This is a genomic window from Thiofaba sp. EF100 (genome assembly GCF_039822285.1).
GTDB lineage: Bacteria > Pseudomonadota > Gammaproteobacteria > Halothiobacillales > Halothiobacillaceae > Thiofaba.
Genome location: NZ_JBAJEY010000003.1, coordinates 94874 through 115978, shown reverse-complemented (window position 1 = coordinate 115978; position 21105 = coordinate 94874). Strand labels below are relative to the sequence as shown.

General features: G+C 66.5%; 16 protein-coding genes and 2 tRNA genes. 8 read left to right on the top strand and 10 right to left on the bottom strand.

The window, feature by feature from the left end; genetic code table 11:
* Positions 1-37 precede the first annotated feature (37 nt).
* Positions 38-538: a hypothetical protein gene (locus V6D91_RS07310; RefSeq protein WP_347319123.1), complete on the top strand. Its 501-nt coding sequence runs from the start codon at positions 38-40 to the stop codon at positions 536-538.
* A 76-nt stretch (positions 539-614) separates the two neighbouring features.
* Here the strand turns inward: V6D91_RS07310 and V6D91_RS07305 are convergent, their stop codons facing one another.
* Together V6D91_RS07305 and V6D91_RS07300 are read right to left on the bottom strand one after the other, a co-directional pair.
* Positions 615-821, bottom strand: coding sequence for a DUF2892 domain-containing protein (locus V6D91_RS07305; RefSeq protein ID WP_347319121.1), 207 nt, complete (start codon positions 819-821; stop codon positions 615-617).
* A 29-nt stretch (positions 822-850) separates the two neighbouring features.
* Positions 851-1114, bottom strand: coding sequence for a hypothetical protein (locus tag V6D91_RS07300; protein WP_347319119.1), 264 nt, complete (start codon positions 1112-1114; stop codon positions 851-853).
* Positions 1115-1214: 100 nt separating this feature from the next.
* On the opposite strand from V6D91_RS07300, the gene V6D91_RS07295 reads away from it, so the two are divergent.
* Entirely contained in the window at positions 1215-2462 is a 1248-nt protein-coding gene (locus V6D91_RS07295; RefSeq protein ID WP_347319117.1) for a lipoprotein-releasing ABC transporter permease subunit, read from the top strand.
* 7 nt (positions 2463-2469) lie between these two features.
* A complete protein-coding gene (lolD, locus tag V6D91_RS07290; protein ID WP_347319115.1) occupies positions 2470-3156 on the top strand; it encodes a lipoprotein-releasing ABC transporter ATP-binding protein LolD in 687 nt (228 codons plus the stop codon).
* A 224-nt stretch (positions 3157-3380) separates the two neighbouring features.
* Here lolD and V6D91_RS07285 read toward each other — a convergent pair whose 3' ends face one another.
* From V6D91_RS07285 to uvrB, 3 genes are all read right to left on the bottom strand, one after another.
* Complete coding sequence (locus V6D91_RS07285) at positions 3381-4187, bottom strand: rhodanese-like domain-containing protein (RefSeq protein ID WP_347319113.1); 807 nt, start codon at positions 4185-4187, stop codon at positions 3381-3383.
* A 225-nt stretch (positions 4188-4412) separates the two neighbouring features.
* The gene (locus V6D91_RS07280) at positions 4413-5063 is read right to left on the bottom strand and encodes a DUF2062 domain-containing protein (RefSeq protein WP_347319111.1); all 651 of its coding nucleotides are present in this window, start codon (positions 5061-5063) and stop codon (positions 4413-4415) included.
* 269 nt (positions 5064-5332) lie between these two features.
* Positions 5333-7378 (bottom strand): excinuclease ABC subunit UvrB, encoded by a 2046-nt coding sequence (uvrB, locus tag V6D91_RS07275; protein WP_347319109.1) that lies wholly within the window; start codon positions 7376-7378, stop codon positions 5333-5335.
* A gap of 89 nt (positions 7379-7467) precedes the next feature.
* Between uvrB and V6D91_RS07270 the strand changes: the two genes are divergently transcribed.
* The 3 genes from V6D91_RS07270 to V6D91_RS07260 all read left to right on the top strand — a co-directional run bounded on the left by V6D91_RS07270 (position 7468) and on the right by V6D91_RS07260 (position 8867).
* Positions 7468-8649: a pyridoxal phosphate-dependent aminotransferase gene (locus tag V6D91_RS07270; protein WP_347319107.1), complete on the top strand. Its 1182-nt coding sequence runs from the start codon at positions 7468-7470 to the stop codon at positions 8647-8649.
* A 56-nt stretch (positions 8650-8705) separates the two neighbouring features.
* A tRNA-Asn gene (locus tag V6D91_RS07265) sits at positions 8706-8780 on the top strand.
* Between the two features lie 10 nt (positions 8781-8790).
* Positions 8791-8867, top strand: a tRNA-Arg gene (locus tag V6D91_RS07260).
* A 305-nt stretch (positions 8868-9172) separates the two neighbouring features.
* Here the strand turns inward: V6D91_RS07260 and V6D91_RS07255 are convergent.
* From V6D91_RS07255 to V6D91_RS07245, 3 genes are read right to left on the bottom strand one after another with little or no spacing between them, the layout of a single operon-like run.
* On the bottom strand, positions 9173-10366 hold the full coding sequence (locus tag V6D91_RS07255; RefSeq protein WP_347319105.1) for an HlyD family efflux transporter periplasmic adaptor subunit: 1194 nt from the start codon (positions 10364-10366) through the stop codon (positions 9173-9175).
* Between the two features lie 45 nt (positions 10367-10411).
* Positions 10412-12781 (bottom strand): ABC transporter permease, encoded by a 2370-nt coding sequence (locus tag V6D91_RS07250; protein ID WP_347319104.1) that lies wholly within the window; start codon positions 12779-12781, stop codon positions 10412-10414.
* A 2-nt stretch (positions 12782-12783) separates the two neighbouring features.
* Positions 12784-13506 (bottom strand): ABC transporter ATP-binding protein, encoded by a 723-nt coding sequence (locus V6D91_RS07245; RefSeq protein ID WP_347319102.1) that lies wholly within the window; start codon positions 13504-13506, stop codon positions 12784-12786.
* A gap of 147 nt (positions 13507-13653) precedes the next feature.
* Between V6D91_RS07245 and V6D91_RS07240 the strand changes: the two genes are divergently transcribed.
* Together V6D91_RS07240 and V6D91_RS07235 are read left to right on the top strand one after the other, a co-directional pair.
* The gene (locus V6D91_RS07240; RefSeq protein ID WP_347319100.1) at positions 13654-15474 is read left to right on the top strand and encodes a putative nucleotidyltransferase substrate binding domain-containing protein; all 1821 of its coding nucleotides are present in this window, start codon (positions 13654-13656) and stop codon (positions 15472-15474) included.
* 64 nt (positions 15475-15538) lie between these two features.
* Positions 15539-17569: a heavy metal translocating P-type ATPase gene (locus tag V6D91_RS07235; protein ID WP_347319098.1), complete on the top strand. Its 2031-nt coding sequence runs from the start codon at positions 15539-15541 to the stop codon at positions 17567-17569.
* 734 nt (positions 17570-18303) lie between these two features.
* Here the strand turns inward: V6D91_RS07235 and V6D91_RS07230 are convergent.
* Both V6D91_RS07230 and V6D91_RS07225 read right to left on the bottom strand, forming a co-directional pair.
* Positions 18304-19323 carry a ribonuclease Z gene (locus tag V6D91_RS07230; RefSeq protein WP_347319096.1) on the bottom strand — a complete coding sequence of 340 codons (1020 nt, stop codon included), beginning with the start codon at positions 19321-19323 and terminating at the stop codon, positions 18304-18306.
* The gene (locus tag V6D91_RS07225; protein ID WP_347319094.1) at positions 19320-21104 is read right to left on the bottom strand and encodes an adenosylcobalamin-dependent ribonucleoside-diphosphate reductase; all 1785 of its coding nucleotides are present in this window, start codon (positions 21102-21104) and stop codon (positions 19320-19322) included. The genes V6D91_RS07230 and V6D91_RS07225 overlap by 4 nt, the downstream gene beginning before the upstream one ends.
* Position 21105: the final 1 nt, after the last annotated feature.

Below are 21105 nucleotides of genomic sequence, written 5' to 3'. Positions count from 1 at the left end.
CTCAGTCTTGAAAAGCCACACAAGCGAGGAGAGTGCCATGGGCATCAACATCGATGTGCCGGGTCGGATTGGGCCGCTGCTGCGAGAGATCCTCGTGCACGTGGCGAATGATCCGGAGATGGAGCAGCCGGTGACCCTGGGAAGCGTCATGCAGGCCATGCATGAGGGGCTGGTTGATGAACTCGAGGCGGAGGGACGGCTCGACCTCGAAAACCGCGAGGCCCTCTATGGTGAGCTGGAGGCCGCGATGGAGGAGTTCGGCAGCGATGCCCTCGCCACCAATTTCATCCAGGCCCCGGTGAGCGACAATCTCGGCCGGGTGATCGAGGAGGCGATGCAGACCTTGCGTGTGCCGACCCTCGGCGCGGTGCGCAAGGCCATGTTGTCTGGGCTGACCTCCACGCTGGTCGGCCGGGGCATGATCGACCCGGACGAGGACGACTCCCTGCTCGCGGAGCTCGATGAGCTGATTGCCATCCACGGCGAAAACGCCCTGGCCGAAGAGTTCCTGGGCCAGGAACCCGATCGGGAGATATGAGTCCCGGGCCAGTCGCCTTGGTCTAAGAAACAAAACACCCCGCAGTGCGGGGTGTCTTTGTATTCAGGTCGATCGCTCAGTGCGACTCGCCGGACTCTTCCTTGCTCTTCGTGCTGATGCCAAGGATGGAATAGGCTGGGCAGAACTTCATCAGACCGGTGAGCAGCGGCACGATGCCGATATAGCCCCACCAGCCGATGACGCCGGCGATGGCGAGTCCGATCAGGACGACTCCCGCAAAGATGCGGATGAACATGTCAACGAAACCGACATTGGCTTTCATGGTCGTAACTCCTGTGGGTGATGAGCGGGTTAGCGGGTCTCAGCGGTCTGAGCCCGTTTCTGGTGCAGGACGCTGTGGATGGTGTGGTGATGCTCGAAGTAGACGGTGAATTCAGGATAGACCCAGCGTGAGATCGGCGGCTTGCCGACCGCCGCGATCCGCTGCTGTGGCTCGCCGTAATGCCTGAGGACGGAGTTCATCGACTGCCCGCGCTCGGGCACAGGGGGGACAGCGTGTGTGGCCGGGATGGTGGCACACAGGGCCAGGGTCAGCAGGGGAGTGGTCAGGCGCATGGCGGGTTCTCCGGCACGGTGTCAGGTTCAGCAATCCTTGGCAGGCCATGAAATACGGCTTTCAGGCTATCATTCGGGTCTTATTCTAGACGGCATCACCATGTTTCGCCCGTTCGAACTTTTCATCGGCCTGCGTTACACGCGCGCCAAGCGCCGCAATCACTTCATTTCCTTCATCTCGCTGACCTCGATCCTTGGCATCGCGGTGGGTGTGACCGCACTGATCACCGTGCTGTCGGTCATGAATGGCTTCGAGAAGGAGCTGCGCGAGCGCATCCTCGGCATGGCCTCCCACCTGACCATCACCGGCCCGGGCGAGCGGCTGGAGGACTGGCAGGGGGTCATCAAACGCGTGCAGACACGCGGAGGTGTGGCGGCAGCCGCGCCGTATACTCAGGCGGAGGCGATGCTGTCCCAGCCCTCGGCGGTGAGCGGGGCCATTGTGCGCGGCATCGACCCTACGCTTGAGGCTACGGTTACCGACGTGGGCGAGCACATGAAGGCCGGCCGGCTTGAGGACCTCAAGCCCGGCGAATACGGTATCGTGCTCGGGCGGGAGCTGGCGGATGCGCTCGGCGTGGGCGTGGGCGATTCGCTCATGCTGATCACCTCCAACATCGCGGTCACCCCCGTGGGGGCGCTGCTGCGCGAGCGCCGCTTCACCGTGGTCGGCCTGTTCGAGGTGGGCATGTATGAATTCGACCGGGGCACGGCCTTCATTCACCTGGAGGATGCGCAGAAGCTTTATCGCCTGGGGACGGCGGTCAACGGTGTGCGGCTGAAGCTGGACGACATGTTCGCCGCACCGCGTCTGAACCGCGAGCTCGCGGCCGAGCTGGGGGCGGAATACTGGGTCAGCGACTGGACCCGTCGCCACGCCAACTTCTTCCGCGCGGTGAAGACCGAGCGCACGGCGATGTTCATCATTCTTGCCCTGATCGTCGCCGTGGCGGCGTTCAACATCGTCTCCACCCTGGTGATGGTGGTCACCGACAAGCAGGCCGACATCGCCATCCTGCGCACCCTTGGCGCCTCGCCCGGTTCGGTGATGACCATCTTCATGGTGCAGGGCACCCTGATCGGCGTGGTTGGCACCCTGCTGGGGCTGATCGGCGGCTTGAGCCTGGCGCTCAACGTCGACACCCTGGTGCCTTGGCTCGAGCACACTCTCGGCATCCAGTTCCTGCCGGCTGATGTCTACTACATCAGCGAGCTGCCCTCGGATGTGCAGTTGAGCGACGTGGTGCGCATCGCCGCCCTGTCCTTCGGCCTTTCCATCCTCGCCACCCTGTACCCGGCCTGGCGTGCCGCACGTACCCAGCCCGTGGAGGCCCTGCGCTATGAGTGAGGCGTCCATGATGCACGAAGCTGTGATCCAGTGCGTCGGTGTGGGCAAGACCTACGCCGAGGGCAAGCTCAAGGTCGAGGTGTTGCGCGGCGTCAATCTTGCGATTGCGGCCGGCGAGCGCGTGGCCATCGTCGGCCCCTCCGGCGCAGGCAAGAGCAGCCTGCTGCAGCTGATGGGCGGGCTGGACGTGCCGAGCAGCGGTGAGATCCTGCTGCAGGGGCGCGACCTCGCGCGCATGTCGGACAAGGAGCGCGGACGCGTGCGCAACGCCATGCTCGGCTTCGTCTACCAGTTCCACCACCTGCTGCCCGAGTTCTCCGCGCTGGAGAACGTCGCCATGCCGCTGTTGATTCGCGGCGAGCATGTGGGCCTTGCGCGCGAGCAGGCGGCAGTCATGCTCGAGCGCGTCGGCCTTGGCCACCGCCTGCAGCACAAGCCGGGCGAACTGTCCGGCGGCGAGCGTCAGCGCACCGCCCTGGCCCGCGCGCTGGTTACCCGTCCCCGGGCCGTGTTGGCGGACGAGCCGACTGGCAACCTCGATTCCCGCAACGCGGGCGCCATGTTCGACCTGCTCATGGAGCTGAACGCCGAGCAGGGCACGGCCTTGGTGGTGGTGACTCACGATCTTGGCCTCGCCGGCCGTATGGACCGGGTGCTGCGCATGCGTGACGGGGCGCTGGAAGGCGAGGGCTGACGCCGCACGTCATCCATGCTGAGGTGCTGAGGAGGCCCGTCTTTCAGGCTGTTTCAAAACTCTTTGAAACAGCCTGGAAATGCGAGCCAGGGATGTCTCGCCCGAGACTCAATCACAGCAAGTGATTGAGTCTCGGAGCCCGTCGCGGGCGTGTGCCGCGACGAGGCGAGTTTCAAAAGGGCAGGACAGCCCTTTTGAAACAATCTGCTTCGGGCCGCGCCTGCTTATTTTTGCCGGATCATGGCGTAATACCCCACCATACCGTCCTTCATGAAGAAGTAGTCCTTCAGGCCCATGTCCTCGACGAGGTATTGCACGTTTTTGATCTGATGCCCGGCGGCATCGTAGATGAACGCCGTGTGACCTTTCTGCTTGGCCTCGTTGAGGATGGCCTTGAGCTTGGGAATGTCGAAGCCGGTGCGGATGTCGCGGGTGGCAAAGAGCGAGATGCCGTCGCTCTGGAAGGTATCGCGCAGGTCGATGATCGGGGCGGCGGGGTGAGCCCGGGCACGGTCGATGAATTCCTGCGGCTCGAGCAGATGGGCCTTGAATTTGTCCTCCGTGATCAGCGCCTTCGGGTCGAGTTCCGGCTTGTCCAGCAGCTGGGTCAGTTTCGGGTTGTTCTTGGCCCAGTCGAAGATGCCGCCGTCATAGGCTATGGCACGCTCCACCCCGGCCATCTGGCGGGCCTTGGTGGCCGCCTGGTAGGCCTTCTCGCAGGTATGGCCGTTGCAGTAGAAGACCATCGGTTTGCCGCTCTTCTGGTGCAGCGCCTTGACCTTCTCGGCGAAATCGGGCTGGGACACCGGGATGTTCTGGGCACCCTTGATGCGCATGATGTCGAATTCGAAGGGTGAGCGGACATCGATGATGGTGTACTGGTCGAATTTTGCCGTCAGCTCCCCCGTTTCGATCACCTGGACCTGGGGGTGGTTCTTGCGGAAGGGAAAGGGGTTGGCGTCATCGGCCAGGAGGGGCTGGGACGAACCGAGGACGAGGGCGAGCAGGATCAGGATAGTGCGCTTGAGCATGGGCGACTCCTTGGGGTTCCGGGCGGAGTTCTTTGGACGGGCCGAGCCTTCTCGTGGCATCGGCTGCAGTTCCATACGGCGTGGTGATGCCGGCCCCGGCGTGCACTTCATCCGAAAGCGCGGCGGGACAGTGTGATCTTACGCCTGCCGTGACCTCGCCCTGCCATGGAAATCCATGATGGAGGCATGGAATTCATTTCTTGGTGGGGGGGGCGGTGACCCGACTCAGCCTTGGGGGTCTTTCGGTCGGGGTGTCGCGGTGCGGCGGAATCCATTCCTGGATTCCACCCTTCGGGTGACGCTTCGCGTCCCAGCGCCGTTCCCAACAGCGCTGCTCAGGCCAGCCTGTGGCAGGCCGGGCTGGTAGACCCGCTGCCTGCGTTTCTTCAGGTGGAGGAGCAGGTGGATGCGCCAGAAACCCTGGATGCCGTAATAGCCCAAGATGGCGCTGATCATGGAAAGCATGAGGTGGCCGACCACGAGCGGCAGGCCAATGGAGGACAGGTTGTCCCACACCCAGCTCCATTCGAAGGGGGTGGGGAGGGCCTTGAATTCCCCCGGTACGACCAGGTGGCCCAGCCAATAGGCTGACAACTCGATCGGCACCATGGTCAGGGGATTGGTGAGGAAGACCATCAGCACCGCCAGCGGCAGGTTGCCTCGTAGCCAGATCGCCAGGGTCGCGGCGATCGGGCTCTGGAACGGGACGGGAAGAAAGGCGGCGAAGAGTCCCAGGCCGAAGGCGCGTGCCACCGAGGTGCGATTGAAGTGCCACAAATTCGGATCGTGCAGCAGATGGGCGAAACGATTGAGGAATTTGTGCTCCCGCAGGGTGTCCGGATGGGGCGCGATGCGGCGGAAAAGTTTCTTCGGCATGGGCAAGGGCGGCTCAGACGATCGGGTTCTTATACGCCTGCACGATGACGTGTGCAATCGCGGGGGCTGTAGGAGCGAAGCCCTCGTCGCGACGGGGCAGATGAAGATGGCCCCGGGGGCTGAATAACCGGGGGTTCATCGCCGCGGCACGCGGCTCCCACCGTCAAATTAAACGGGTGGAAGAGCGGCGCCTCCGCCGCCGATTGAGGCGTTGATCATCGGCCCGGGGGCGGGCCTCCTACAGACAACCATCCATGGCCCAAGCCCGCTTACGCGGGTATGGCGCTCGGCTCAGGGAAGCCGAAGGCGGCTTCGCGCAGGGCGGCGATTTCGTCCCGCAGGCGCGCGGCCTCCTCGAATTCCAGGTTGCGCGCGGCGGTGTACATGGCCTTTTCCAGCTGGGCGATCTTTTTCGTGGCCATCTCCGGGGAAAGATAGGCCACCTGGGGCTCGGCCACCTTGCGCTTGCCGGCCCCGGGGCGCGCGCCGGGGATGCGGTCGTAGCCCGCTTCGAGGATGTCCGCCACACTCTTGCGGATGCCTTGCGGGGTGATGCCGTGCACCTGGTTGAAGGTGATCTGCTTGGCGCGGCGGCGTTCGGTCTCCTCGATGGCCCGCTGCATCGAGCCGGTGATGGTGTCGGCGTAGAGGATGGCCTTGCCGTTCACGTTGCGTGCGGCGCGGCCGATGGTCTGGATCAGCGAGCGCTCGGAGCGCAAAAAGCCCTCCTTGTCGGCGTCGAGGATAGCCACCAGGGACACCTCGGGGATGTCCAGCCCCTCGCGCAAGAGGTTGATGCCGACCAGCACGTCGAAGGTGCCGAGGCGCAGGTCGCGGATGATCTCCACCCGCTCCACCGTGTCGATGTCCGAGTGCAGATAGCGCACCTTCACCCCGTGTTCGTGCAGGTACTCGGTCAGGTCTTCCGCCATCCTTTTCGTGAGGGTGGTGACCAGCACCCGCTCGCCCTTGGCGGCGCGCAGGTTGATCTCCGAGAGTACGTCGTCGACCTGGGTGGCGACCGGGCGCACCTCCAGCACCGGGTCGACCAGGCCGGTCGGGCGCACCACCTGCTCGACCACCTGGCCGCTGTGTTCAAGCTCGTAGTCGGCGGGGGTGGCGGAGATGTAGATGGTCTGCGGCATCATCCGCTCGAACTCGTCGAAGCGCAGCGGGCGGTTGTCCAGCGCGGAGGGCAGGCGGAAGCCGTAGTTGACCAGGTTTTCCTTGCGTGAGCGGTCCCCCTTGTACATGGCGCCGAGCTGCGGCACGGTCACGTGCGACTCGTCGATCACCAGCAGGGCATCCGGCGGCAGGTAGTCGTAGAGGCAGGGCGGCGGCTCGCCGGCGGCCCGTCCGGAGAGGTAGCGCGAGTAGTTCTCGATGCCATTGCAGTAGCCAAGCTCCGCCATCATCTCCAGGTCGTACTGGGTGCGCTGCTCCAGCCGTTGCGCCTCCACCAGCCGGTCGGAGGCGCGCAGCTCGGCCACACGTTCCTTCAGCTCCTCCTTGATCAGCTCCATCGCCTTGACGATCCGCTCCTTGGGGGTGACGAAGTGGGTGGAGGGATAGACCGTGTAGCGCGGCAGGCGGCGCAGCACCTCGCCGGTCAGCGGGTCGAACAGGGTGATCTGTTCAATCTCGTCATCGAACAGCTCCACCCTGACCGCTTCGCGGTCACTTTCCGCCGGGTGGATGTCGATGACGTCGCCGCGCACGCGGAAGGTTCCGCGGCGGAAGTCGATATCGTTGCGGGTGTACTGCATGTCGGAGAGGCGGCGCAGGATGGCGCGCTGGTCGATGCGGTCCCCCTTCGAGAGGTGCAGGATCATCTTCAGATAGGCCTCGGGATCGCCCAGGCCGTAGATGGAGGACACGGTGGCGACGATGATCACATCCCGCCGCTCGAACAGGGCCTTGGTGGCGGACAGGCGCATCTGTTCGATGTGCTCGTTCACCGATGAATCCTTCTCGATGTAGGTGTCCGAGGCGGGGACGTAGGCCTCCGGCTGGTAGTAGTCGAAGTAGGAGACGAAATACTCCACTGCATTGTGCGGGAAAAAGCCCTTCATCTCGCCGTAGAGCTGCGCGGCGAGGGTCTTGTTGTGCGCCAGGATCAGGGTGGGGCGCTGCACCCGCTGGATCACGTTGGCGATGGTGAAGGTCTTGCCCGAGCCGGTCACCCCGAGCAGGGTCTGGCCCGCGAGGCCTGCCTCGATGCCCTCCACCAGCTGGCGGATGGCCTCTGGTTGGTCGCCTGCCGGGGCGTAGTCGGATTCGAGTTGGAACACTTTTGATACATTGGCTTCGGACATGCGGGGCTGGCTTGCGGTAAAATGCGGGCAATTTTGTCGGGCATCATGCCCATCCTGTGAAGATTTTGCGAAAACTTGAGGCCTGCTCCTTGGACATCCAACTGTCGCATCGCGTTCAACGGGTCCGACCCTCGCCCACGCTCGCCGTCTCCGCCCTCGCGGCCAAGCTCAAGCTTGAGGGCCGCGACATCATCAGCCTGGGTACCGGCGAGCCGGATTTTGACACCCCCCGTCACATTCGTGACGCTGCCATCGAGGCGATCAACAAGGGCTTCACCCGCTACACCCAGGTGGACGGCATCCCCTCGCTGAAGAAGGCGATCATCGACAAGCTCGAACGCGACAACGGCCTGAGCTACGCGCCCAACCAGATCCTCGTCTCGGTGGGCGGCAAGCAGAGCTTCTACAACCTCGTCATGGCCCTCTTGGATGAGGGCGATGAGGTCATCATCCCCGCGCCGTATTGGGTGTCCTACCCGGACATGGTGCTTCTGGCCGACGGCCAGCCGGTCATCGTGGAGGCCGAGCAGGCGCAGGGCTTCAAGCTGACCCCCGAGCAGCTCGAGGCCGCCATCACCCCGCGTACCAAGCTGTTCGTGCTCAACAGCCCCTCCAACCCCACCGGCGTGGCCTACACCCGCAAGGATCTGGAGGCGCTGGGCGAGGTGCTGCGCCGTCATCCGCAGGTGCTGATCGCCACGGACGACATGTACGAGAAGATCCTCTGGGCCGAGGAGCCGTTCTGCAACATCGTCATGGCCTGCCCGGACCTGTATGAGCGCACCATCGTCCTCAATGGGGTATCGAAGGCCTACGCCATGACCGGCTGGCGCATTGGCTATGCCGCGGGCCCGGTCAAGCTCATCAACGCGATGGCCAACGTGCAGTCGCAGAGCACCTCCAACCCCACCTCCATCTCCCAGGTGGCGGCCGAGGCGGCCCTCAATGGCGGGGATGACTGCATCAAGCCCATGATCGAGGCGTTCAAGGCCCGCCACGACTTTGTCGTGGCCGCGCTCAATGCCATGCCGGGCGTGTCCTGTCTGCCGAGCCAGGGAGCCTTTTACGGCTTCCCGGACGTGAAGGCCGTCATCGCCCGCATGGGCCTGAAGGACGACGTCGAACTGTCCAACAAGCTCTTGTACGACGCAGGCGTGGCAGTCGTTCCGGGCTCTGCCTTTGGCGCGCCGGGGCACGTGCGCCTCTCTTACGCCACCTCCATGGAGCAGCTTCAGGAGGCCATGCGCCGCATAGCCAGGGCGCTGGCATAAAAAGCCGTTGACAGGGTGCGCAAACCCTCTATAATGCGCACCCACAACACAGCCACTCCCCTGTGGCGCAGCGGTAGCGCAGCGGACTGTTAATCCGTTGGTCGTTGGTTCGAATCCAACCGGGGGAGCCAGCAAAGTTTAGCGCCCGTAGCTCAGTTGGATAGAGTATCTGGCTACGAACCAGAGGGTCGGAGGTTCGAATCCTTCCGGGCGCGCCATACCCACAAAGGGCCCAGGTCGAAAGACCTGGGCCCTTTGTCTATTGGGGCTGTACGGTTGATCGCGGCGACACGCCGCTCCCACAACCTTACCTAGCCCGTAGGAGGCCCGCCCCCGGGCCGATGAATCAGCACCTCAATCGCGGCGGGGCGCCGCTCCCACAACCTTACCCAGCCCGTAGGAGGCCCGCCCCCGGGCCGATGATCAACACCTCAATCGGCGGCAAGGGCGTCGTTCCTGCGCAGGCGCTCAGAACGATGAAACAGGTTCATTCGATGGCCCTGTCCTTGTGCCCTGCGCGCCCCTAGCGTGGCCTGACCCGGACCCCGTCGCGGATCGTGTCGTCCGGATGGCTGATGACCTGCTCACCCGGTGCGAGACCCGAAACGACCTCGGCGGTGAGGCCAGCTCGCTGCCCGATTTCCACCGGGGTGAGCCGGGCGCGGCCATCCTGTACGACGAAGACCGCCCAGCCGCCGTTGCGGCGGAAGAGGGCGCTGGCGGGGATCTGGAGCACGTCGTCTCCCGCCCAGACCACAAAGCGGGCCTCGACCCGGTAGCCGTCGCCGAGCCTCTGCCACTGCTCGCGCGGCGAGACGAAGTCCGCGATGACGCGCACCCGCTGCTCCTCCACGCCGAGCGCCGAGACCTTGGTGTAGCCGAAGGGCTCGACCACGCGCACCACGCCTTCGAGCGTGCTCTCCCCGCCCCAGCGGTCGAACAGCACCCGGGTGCCGGGCGCGATCCTCACCGCCTGGGTGGAGAGGACCTCGACCTCGACCTCGAGCGCCTGCGGGTCGCCGATTTCGAGCAGCGTCTGACCGGCCTGCACCGGGCCCTCGCTCTCGCGCGCAACCTTCAGTACACGGGCCCCGACGGGGGCGCGCACGGAGAGTGTTTCTGCCGGTCCGCCGGCCTGCAGCCGCTCGGTCTGCTCCAGGGTGACGCGCGCCGTCTCCAGCTCGAAACGGGCCACGTTCACGGCATGCTCCGCCGCGAGTTTCGCCGCACGGGCTCGGTCCTGCTCCGTCCGGGCGCGGTCGAGGTCCTGCTGGGCGACGAATTGGTCCTTGCGCAGCCCGGCGACGCGGGCAAGCGTTTGTCCGGCCAGTTCGGCCTGGGCGGCGGCAGCGCGGGCGTTCTCGTGCGCGGCGGCAAGCCTCGCCTCGGCGGCCTGCACCTGGGCCAGGGCCTGGGCGCGGGAGCGCGGATCCAGCGCGGCGGAGCGTGCGGGCTCGATCACCACGAGTTCCTCGCCGGCACGCACCGCATCGCCCACCTTCCAGGTGATGCGCCGGGCATAGCCGCTCATGGGCGCTACGATGACGTAGCGCTCCATCACCCGGGTCTTGCCTTCCTCCTCCACCGTGACCTTGAGCGGTCCGCGAACGGCGCTCGCAAGTTCCACCGGGATAGGGCGGGGCATGAAGCCGAAGGCCAGCCCGCCGGCGACGGCGAGGGTGATGAGGATGATGCCGAGGCGTGAGCGAAGTTGCATGGATCGTTCGGACTCAGGAGCTTCGGAAAGAGTATGGGCTATGCATCATTCGCGTGTCTTCAACACCGCCACAAGGTCCAGCCTGCCGAGCTTGTGCCACAGGATCCAGCCCGACAGCAGCGCCGAGACGATCACGACGCTTGCCCCCAGGGCGTAGTTGCTCGGTGTCAGCAGCAGCGGCAGGCGGTAGAGATCGTTGGTGAAGGCCAGCACCAGGATACCGACCAGCCCCACCCCGAGCAGCATCCCGACCGGGATGGCCGCGAGCGTCAGCACGGCCAGCTCGCCGAGCAGGATGTAGGCGATCTCGCCACGGGTGAAGCCGAGCACGCGCAAGGAGGCCAGTTCGCGGCTGCGCTCGGAGAGGGCGATGGTCGCGCTGTTGTACACCACCCCGAAACCGATGGCGCCAGCAAGCAGGGTAGAGACCATGGTGTAGAACAGCACGAATTCGCCGATGGTGGCGTAGAAGCTCTTGACTGCCGAGGCATTGGCCACCATGCCCAGCACGCGGGGGCGCTCGTGCAGGCGGGCGTAGACCTCGTGCTCGAACCCCGGTTCGATGGCGAGATACGCGCCACTCACCACCGGCCCTTCCCGCAGCAGGGCGTTGAGGGAGTCCTGCTGCATGTAGGCCGACACGCCGAGGAACTGGCGGGTGATGCCGAGCACCGGCACCTCCAGCACCTTGCGGTCGCCCTCCAGCACCTCCACCGTGAGCATGTCGCCGGGCCTCACGTGCAGGATGCGGGAGGCCAGATGGTCGGTCAGCACGATGCCGCCGGGAGGAACCTCGACCGGCTCGAGCTTGCGATTGAGCGAGCGGTGCAGCACCCCCTCGGGCTGGATGCCGTACACCGCGGAACGATACTGGTGGTTCTGGAACCGCAGGATGGCCGGCACGTCCCGGAACCCCTCCACATGCGTCACCCCCGGCAGCGCTTCCAGCTCGTGCAGCGCGCGGCCGCTGGTGGGGTCGATGAAGGTCAGCGCCAGGTCCTCACGCGCGGCCTGGCGGAACTGGATGTCCACCATGAAGTCGATCGCATCCTTCTGGTAGTTGCCCACCATCATCAGTGCGCAGGCGAAGGCCAGACCGACCACGGTGAGGAGGGACTTCACCGGGCGGCGCTCGATATGCCGCAGGATCATGCGCGAGGGTGCGCCCATCCAGCGGGAGAACCCCAGCCTTTCCAAGGCCGTGGCGCGGTAGATCGCCGGGGTCTCCGGCAACATCCCCTGCGCCGGCGTCAGGCGCGTGGCCCGGAACACCGCGAACAGCGTGCCGCTGATGGCGGCGGCCGCACCGACGAACAGGGCAAAGAGCACGATCGCGGGGTTCAGGCGGTAATCCAGGTAGGGGAAGCGGAAGGTCGTTTCCTGATAGACCTGGGCGAGCCCCTGGCCGAACCAGGCGCCCAGGGCGGTCCCCGCCGTCACGCCGAGCAGGGTGATCAGCAGCACCAGCTTCACGTAGTGCCAGCCGATGGCAGGGTGGGTGTAGCCGAAGGCCTTGAGAATCGCGATCTGCTCGCGCTGCAGGCTGATGAGGCGCCCCAGCACCACGTTGAGCAGGAAGGCCGCCACGCCAAGGAAGATGGCCGGGAACACGGTGGCGGTGGTCCTCAGCTGGTTCAGCTCCTCGCCAAGGAATCGGTTCGAGAACTGGTCCTTGCGCGCATAAGCCCCGGTGCCGCCGTAGGCAGCGAGCACCGCATCAAGGCGGTCGATCACCTCCTGCGCCCGCGCCCCCGGGGAGAGCGTCAGCGCCAGGTTGTTGAAGGCGCCGTTCATGTCGTATGCGGCGGCCAGGGCGTGGCGTCCCATCCACAGCACGCCGTAGCGCTTGAAGTCCGGGAAGATGGCGCCCGGGGCGATCTGGTAGACGTACTCCGGTGACACCGCCACACCGACCACGGTCAGCACCTTGCGCTTGCCCTGAATGATGGCGGCCAGCCGGTCGCCGGGCTCGAAGCCGTGGGCGTCGGCGAAGGTGTCGGACAACACCACCTCGTCCTCGCTGCCGGGTTGCACCATGCGCCCGCGCTTGAGATGGAGGGCGTTGAGCGTCGGCTCGTCGCCATCAGGCACGGACAGCAGCAGGCCGGTGATGGGGTCGGAAAAACCTTCGACCTCCAGCTTCACCCCAGCCACCACCCGCGTCTCCAGCCGCTCCACCCCGGGCAGGGCGCGCAGCCGCTCCGCCAGCGACTCCGGCGCGCGCTTGAGCTGGGCGAATACCTCGGCGAAGCGGTATTCGCGATAAAACCGGTCCCGCGTGTCGACCAGCGAGTCGTAGGTCGAGAGCGACATCACCAACGTCGCCACCCCGCCCATGATCACCGCCGCAATCGCCAGCACCTGGCCGCGCATGTGCCACAGATCGCGCCAGAGCTTGATGTTGAGTGCGCGCATCCCTACCAGCTCAATTCACGGGCAGGCTTGCGCAGAGGATTGGCACGGACCTCCGCGATGCGGCCGTCGGAGAGGCGGATCACCCGGTCGGCCATGGCCGCAATCCCCGCGTTGTGGGTGATGAGCACGGTGAGTGTGCCAAGCTCGCGGTTCACCTTCTCCAGCGCCTCCAGCACCACCACCCCGGTGGCCGAGTCCAACGCCCCGGTCGGCTCGTCGCACAACAGCACGGAAGGGTTCTTGGCAATGGCGCGGGCAATGGCCACCCGCTGCTGCTCCCCGCCGGAGAGCTGGGCCGGGAAGTGGTCCAGCCGCTCACCCAGGCCCACCAGTTTCAGCGCCTCCTCGGGTGGCATGGGGGAGGGCGCAATCTCCGTCACCGCCGCCACGTTTTCGCGCACGGTGAGGCTGGGGATGAGGTTGTAGAACTGGAATACAAAGCCCACATGCTCGCGCCGAAAGCGCGTCAGCTCGGCTTCCGAAGCGCCGCTGAGCCGCTGGCCAAGGTAGAAGACCTCCCCGCTGCTGGGCGTATCCAGCCCACCGAGGATATTGAGCAGGGTCGATTTGCCGCTGCCCGAAGGCCCGAGCAGCACCACCAGCTCCCCGCGGAAAAGCTCCAGGTCAATCCCGCGCAAGGCCTGCACCTCCACCTCCCCCATGCGGTAGGTCTTGGTCAGGCCGCGGGCGATGAAGACAGGTTCGGTGGGGGGAGGGGCGTTCATGGGCGAAATCCTAGGCTTCTCCAAGCATAGGCCATCGTGCCATGACGGCACGCCCATGGGGGAAGGTTCGCCGATTGGGAGGGAATGAAGCGTGGCCATGCGCTTGAGGTTATGCTGTGGTTTGCATTCATTCGAGAGGCTGGAACCATGAACCTCCTCGATCCTTCGGTGCTTTCCACGATCCCGCCCTTCGACCGCTTGCCACAAGACTTGCGCGCGCGCGCGGCGGCGGCGCTGGATATTGTCTACGCCCCACGCGGCGAGCGGCTGGCCGAGGTGGGGGAGCAGGCCACGGGGCTGTGGATCATCGTCAAGGGCGTGGTACGGGAGCATCTGGATGGCGAGGGGGATGTCCTCCACGGTCCGGGCGAGGCCGTGGGGGCGTCCGGGCTGCTTGCGGGCACGCAGCCCGGCCTGCTTGTGGTGGAGGAGGAACTGATCGCCCACTGGTTGCCCGCGCACGTCTTCCATGCCCTGGGCGAGCAGTATCCGGCCTTCCTGAACTTCTACCGGGAGGATCTTGAGACCAAGCGCCGGGCCCGGGCCAAGGCCCATGCGCAGGGGGAGCTGACCCTGCTGCTGCACACCCGTCTGTCGGAGCTGGCGTTGCAGCCGCTGCCTCGCCTCCAAGCCCCCGTGACCCTGCGCGAGGCGGCCCGCGCCCTGCACACTGCGGGGGCGAAGGCGCTTCTGGTGGAGGATGAGGTCGCGGGCTTCGGTCTGCTGACCCAGAGCGATGTGGTCGCCGCGCTGGCGCAGGCCGACGATCCGGGGGCGCTGCTCGAGGCCCGGCGCCCCCTGGTGGCACTGGCGGCCTCGGACGACCTCTTTGCCGCCCTGCAGCGGATGCTGCGCCACCACATCAGCCAGCTGGTGGTCTGGCGGGCGGATGGCTCGGCGGGCCTTGTGCGGCAGAAGGACATCCTGAGCCTTGTGGCCAGCCATGCTCCGCTGCTGGACCGCGAGATCGAGCGCGCAAGCTGCATCGATGATCTTCAGGGGGTCGGTGAACATCTGGTCGAACTGGTGCGCGGCCTGCACGGGCGAGGGGTGCGGGCGCGGCATATCAGTGCCTGGGTGAGCGAGTTGAACGCCAAGCTGTACGCCAAGGTGTGGGGCTTGGTTGCCCCGCAGGGGCTACGGGATACGAGCTGCCTGTTCCTGATGGGCAGCGAGGGGCGGGGCGAGCAACTGTTGCGCACCGACCAGGACAACGGCCTGCTGCTGGCGGCGGGGGTCGATGAAGACATGGCCGGGGAGGCGGCCGAGCGGCTGGTGGAGGCCTTGGAGCGGCTCGGCCTGCCGCGTTGCCCGGGCGGGATCATGGCGAGCAACCCGCTCTGGCGGCGGCCGGTCGATGGCCTGACGGACATGATTCGCCAAGCCGTGGCGAAGCCCGAGGGTGAGGCCCTGCTGCGGCTGGCGATGCTGGCCGACGCGCGCGCCGTGGCGGGCCGGGGCGAGCTTGTGCAGGCGATGCGCGCCGAGTTGCATGCGCAGTTGGCCGCACATCCCACCGTGCTGGCGCGCATGGCGGCCCAGGTCTTGGCCTTCGAAACCCCGTTGGGTGTTTTCTCAGGCTTTGTGCTGGAGAAGGGGGAGCACCGCGGCGAGCTGGACCTGAAAAAGGGCGGCCTGTTCCCGATCATGCATGGCGTGCGGGTCTATGCCCTGGAGGTGGGCATCGATGAGACCAACACCTTCGAGCGGATCGAGCGCCTGCGCGAGCTGGGGCGTTTCGAGCCGGCCTTCGCCCGCGACCTTGCGGGGGCCTATGACTTCCTGCAGAGCCTGCGGCTTGCCGCCATGCTGGAGGACGTGAGCGCGGGACGGCCCGCCACCGACAGCCACATCGCCCCGCAGAGGCTCGACCACTTCGAGCGGGATCTTTTGCGCGATGCCCTGCGCACGGTGGAGCGCTTCAAGCGCCTGGTGCACCACCACTTCAAGCTGCATCTGCTGAGCTGAGGCGGACGGCGCGGGCCTTCCGCGTGGCCTATGCTCTGGGCATTCCCTCCTGGGAGGATCGTCCATGCACGCGCATGTCCATCCCCAGCATCATCACCATCATGCAGCCGCTCACGCTGGACATCATGCCCACGGGGTGGAGGACTTCCAGCGCAGGTTTTGGGTTTCCCTGGCGCTGACCCTGCCTATCCTCGCGCTTTCGGGCCCGTTCTGGCACCTGCTTGGACGCCCTCCCTTACTGGCCTTCGCGGGCGATCATCTGGCCCTGTTCGCTCTCGCCAGCATCGTCTATCTCTACGGCGGCTGGCCCTTTCTGAAGGGGCTGGTCGGGGAGATCGCCGGGCGCTTGCCGGGCATGATGACCCTGATCGGCGTCGCGATCACCACGGCCTGGCTCTACTCGACGGCGGTGGTGTTTGGCCTTCCGGGCATGGACTTCTACTGGGAACTCGCGACCCTGATCGACATCATGCTGCTCGGTCACTGGATCGAGATGCGCGCGGTGATGGGGGCCTCAAGCGCCTTGGAGGCGTTAGTACGGCTGCTGCCTGTCGAGGCCCATCGGCTGCGGGACGATGGTCAGATGGAGGAGGTGCCGCGGGGTGCATTGAGGCCAGGCGACCGCGTGCTGGTCCGCCCGGGGGAGCGGGTGCCCACGGACGGTGTGATCGTGAGCGGGCGCAGCAGTCTGGACGAGTCCATGCTCACCGGCGAGTCGCGGCCGGTGGAGCGGGGCGAGGGCGAGGCGGTCATCGGCGGCTCGGTCAACGGTGAGGGGGCGCTCACCCTGGAGATCCGCAAGACGGGGGGTGAGACCTACCTTGCCCAAGTGATGGACATGGTGCGCCGCGCCCAGGCGTCACGCTCGCGCAGCCAGGATCTGGCGAACCGGGCGGCCCTGTGGCTCACCATCATCGCGCTGGCGGGCGGCACTCTGACCCTGCTGGTCTGGGTCGTCCTCGGACGCGATCTGGCCTTCGCCATCGAGCGTGCGGTGACGGTCATGGTCATCACCTGCCCGCATGCCTTGGGCCTTGCGGTGCCTCTGGTGGTGGCGATGAGCACCAGCCTCGCCGCCAGTCAGGGGCTCTTGATCCGTGATCGGGCCGCCTTCGAGCGGGCGCGCAACCTCGGGGCCGTGGTGTTCGACAAGACCGGCACCCTGACCGAGGGCCGCTTCGGGGTCAGCGAGGTGGTTCCCCTGGGCGATCTGGACGAGGCGTCCTGCCTGCGTCTGGCGGCGGCGCTGGAGAGCCCCTCGGAGCATCCCATCGCCCGCGGCATCACTCGCGCCGCCAAGGACCGTGGCATGGAATGGCCGCAGGCGACCGGTTTCCGGAACCTCACCGGGCAGGGGGCCGAGGCCGTGGTGGAAGGTCACAAGGTGGCCGTGGTCGGCGCAGGTTACGTGCGCGAGGCTGGCATCGAGGTCCGTCATCCGCGTCTTGCGGAACTCGCTGGTCAGGGCCGGACGGTGGTGTTCCTGTTGATCGACGGACGCCTCCTTGCCGCCATCGCCCTCGCCGACGTGGTGCACCCCGAATCGCGTGAGGCGGTGGCCGCGCTCAAGCGCATGGGCATCCGCTGCATGATGCTGACCGGTGATTCCCGGACGGTGGCGGAGGAGGTGGCCGACGAACTGGGGTTGGACGAGTTCTTCGCCGAGGTGCTGCCCGGGCAGAAAGCGGCCAAGATCCGCGAGGTGCAGGCGCGCGGGCTGAGGGTGGCGATGGTGGGCGACGGGGTCAACGATGCGCCGGCGCTGGCCCAGGCTGATCTTGGCATCGCCGTGGGGGCGGGCGCCGACGTGGCCATCGAGTCGGCCGACATCGTGCTGGTGCGCAACGATCCTCGCGATGTGGTGGCCATCCTGGGGCTGGCCCGCGCCACCTACGCCAAAATGGCTCAGAACCTGTTGTGGGCCACGGGCTACAACGTGGTGGCCATGCCCCTCGCAGCAGGCGTAGCTGCGGCTTGGGGGCTGCTGCTGAGCCCGGCGGTGGGGGCGGTGCTGATGTCGCTGAGCACGGTGATTGTGGCGATCAATGCGCGGCTCCTTGGGCGTCGCGTGGCCGTGCTGCGCAGAGTGGCGTGAGTACGAGGGGGGGGGCCCTCACCCCCGGCCCTTGGTTTCCCCTCTCCGTCCTTTCCGGCCTCCATGCCGGAAGCCCCTTCGGGGTGCGGCCGTCGAGAGTTCCCGCAAGCGGGAGAGGGGGCGGCGGGGGTGAGGGAAAAATTCCCCCTCAAGGCCGCCGTGATGCCAGGTTGGGCAAGGGGGTGAACCGGCCAAGGAGGGCCGGTTCAGCTTTGCCGGGGCAGGATGCCCCGTCAAAGCGGCCCCCTTGAACGGCCTGGCAGCACGGGAACCCGAAGGGCGGCCTTGCGGGGGCGCGTTCTTTTCGCCCCGCATCGAACGCGAACAAGAAAAGGGGCTCGCCCGCCACAACGAGCGACTCGACGAAGTCCCAACCTTGGAGGCGGGCGAAACAGCCCTACAAGCCTATCCCCAAGCGGCTTTGAACAACCGTTGAAGTGGTTTTTCGCCCGCTTTGAAGCTTGTTTCTTCGAACATGCACCCGTGCAAGCGGGCGAGTTACTTTTCTTGCTCGTGCAAGAAAAGTAACCCAAAGAACACGCCCCCGCGGGGCCGGCCCTTCGGGCAAACCCTGGCCTGACCTGCTCCAGCCGGGCCGCCCTGACGTGACATCCTGTCACGACAGGGCTGAATGGGCCATCCTTGGCCCATTCACCCGGCTTCCGCAGGCCAGGCCAGGGCGGCCCCAAGGGGGAGCCCTCCCTTCGTTCCGCTCTGGAGTGTCCAGAAAACCTTCATTTCTCGAATCTCAAACGCCCCATCCCTACTTCCCCCGCGAATGCCCGCAGGGCCTCGCCCACCGGGTCTCCCCCCTGATCCTGGTAGCGCGGGGAGCAGTGAATGGGGTGCAGGCGCTTCACCCCGGCTGCGCGGCCAAGCTGTCCGGCCTGCATCCCGGTCAGGTGCTGCTTGTTCGCCGCGTGGCTGGCATCGGCGGCGGTGAAGGCCGCCTCGATGTACAGCTCGTCTGCGTCACGGGCCAGCTCGATGATGCGCGTGCGGTTTTCCGGTGTGTAGGCGCAGTCCACCACGTAGGCGGTCTTGGAGCCGGGGGTGACGTCGATGATGGCGTCGCGCAGGCGGCCAAGGGGGAGGGTGCGGCCGTCATCGAGCAGGATCGGGGTGTCATCCGGGGCGTCCTGAAGTACCGCTTGCTTGAGTCCCTTGAGCCACGGGCCGGTGGAGAGCCCAAGCTCGGCGAGGCGGTTCTTGCGCACGCTGATGTGGCGCTGCTCTTCGAGGGCGAAGGCAAGACAGGGGATGCCATGGTCGAGGAGGGTGGCGCGCACGCGGAACCCGGGGGCCTGCAGCAGCACGTTGCCGGGCAGCTCGACGGTCCCTTCGGCCTCGCGGGTGAAGTTGTGGCGGCATTCGAAGCGGGCTGCGCGTCCCCGCTCGCCTTCGTGCAGCTCGGTCACGACGAGGGTAAGACTCTCCACGTAGCCCGCTGCGAGGTTCCAGGTGTAGCCGCGCAGGCGGTGTTCCACCCGGTCGATGAAGCCTTCCGGCCCGTACAGGCGCAGGGTGACCGGCCGGCCGAGGCAGAGGCGCACCAGCCAGTCGAAGTCGTTGAAGTGGTCCATGTGGGTGTGGCTGACGAAGATGTCCGTCAGCCGCATGATCTTGCGCGGCGGCAGGTTGCGGATCGTGCCGAGGTCAAACAGTAGGGCGCGGCGGTCGAACAGGAAGTCGACGTACACCACCGGATCGCCGAAATGGCCGTTGACCAGATGCGTCTGGAACAGGGGCTTCACGCCGCAACGCACACGTCGCAGCGGTGGGGCAGGTCGTCTTCCGTGTGCACCGGGGTCAGGACGGCGCCGCGCAGCGGATTGGGGCGAAAGACGGTGCAGCCCTTGAGGCCCAGCGCATGGGCTTCTTCGTACAGGCGGGCGAAGGCCTCGAAGGGGAAGTCTTCCCTGACGTTGATGGTCTTGGAGATCGAGTGGTCGACGAAGGGCTGCAGCGCGGCCTGCATGCGCAGGTGATCCCGCGGGTCGACCGCCTCGGCCGTGACGAAGGTTGGCGGCAGGCCCTCATGGCCGAATTCGCGCCAGCGGATCAGCGCATCGTCCGTGACCGCGAAGCGGCGGGTCTCGTCGGGTCCCACGCGCACCTCGCGCTCGGCTTGCTCGGCAAAGATCGGCTCCAGCCCGCTGGAGATATTCCCAGCCAAGAGGCTGATGCTGCCGGCCGGGGCAATGGCCAGCAGGTGACTGTTGCGCAGGCCGTGGGCGGCGATCCCATCCCACACGTCCTCCGGCAGGCCGAGGATGAAGGGACGGGAGAGATAGGCCGCGCGTTCGAAGAAGGGGAAGGGCCCCTTTTCCCGGGCAAGCTCGATGGAGGCGCGGTAGGCAGCATCGCGTATCGTCTGCATGGCGACGGCTGCGTGCTGGCGGCCGGCCTCGCTGTCATAGCGTAGGCCGAGCATGACCAGGGCCGAACCGAGGCCGGTGATGCCAAGGCCGATGCGGCGGCTGCCTTGGGCCTGTTCGCGCTGCGCTTCGAGGGGATAACGGGAGAGGTCGATGACGTTGTCGAGCATGCGCACCGCCACCTGCGTCACCTGCGCCAGCTCGTCCAGGTCGAGATGGGCCCGTGCGGTGAAGGGCTGGCGCACGAATCGGGTGAGGTTGAGCGAACCGAGGTCGCAGGCGCCATAGGGGGGGAGCGGCACCTCGCCGCAGGGGTTGGTGGCACTGATCTGCTCGCGCCAGCCGAGGTTGTTGAGGGCGTTGATCCGGTCGATGAACAGTACGCCAGGTTCGGCGGTGTCATAGGCGGCGCGCATCAGACGCTGCCACAGGGCGCGGGCGGAAACCCGCTTGAGTACGCGGCAGGGCACGGGGCCTTGCGTGCCCGTCCAGCGGCGCAGGATCGTCTCGCCGGGGCCATCGGCGAGGGGGGCCGCCGGGAATACCAGCGCCCAGTCCGCGTCCGCCTCCACCGCGCGCAGGAAGTCGTCGCTCACCTGCACGGAGAGGTTGAAGTGGCGCAAGATGCCCGCGGCGCGCTTGGCGTCGATGAAGGCCTCGATGTCCGGGTGGTCACAACGCAGGGTGGCGATCATCGCCCCGCGCCGGGCGCCTTGAGAGAGCACGGTGGCGCACATGGAATCCCAGACGTGCATGAAGGAGAGCGGGCCCGTGGCGATGCCGGCCGCGCTGCGCGTCTGGCTGCCCATCGGGCGCAGGGTGGAGAAATCGTAGCCTACGCCGCCGCCCTGCTGCATGGTCAGCGCGCCTTCCTTGAGGGCCTGGAAGATGCTGTCCATGGAATCCTCGATCACGCCCATGACGAAGCAGTTGAACAGCGTGACCTTGCGCGCCGTGCCGGCCCCGGCCAGGATGCGGCCGCCGGGCAGGAAGCGGTAGTCCGCCAGGATGGCGCGGAAACGCGCCGCCCAGCCGTCACGGTCGTGCGCCTCGCAGCTTGCGAGGGCGGTCGCCACCCGGTTCCAGCTGTCTTCGATCGAGCGCTCGCCGGCCTGGCGGTATTTCACTTCCCATAGGGTACGGGCGAGGTCGTTCATG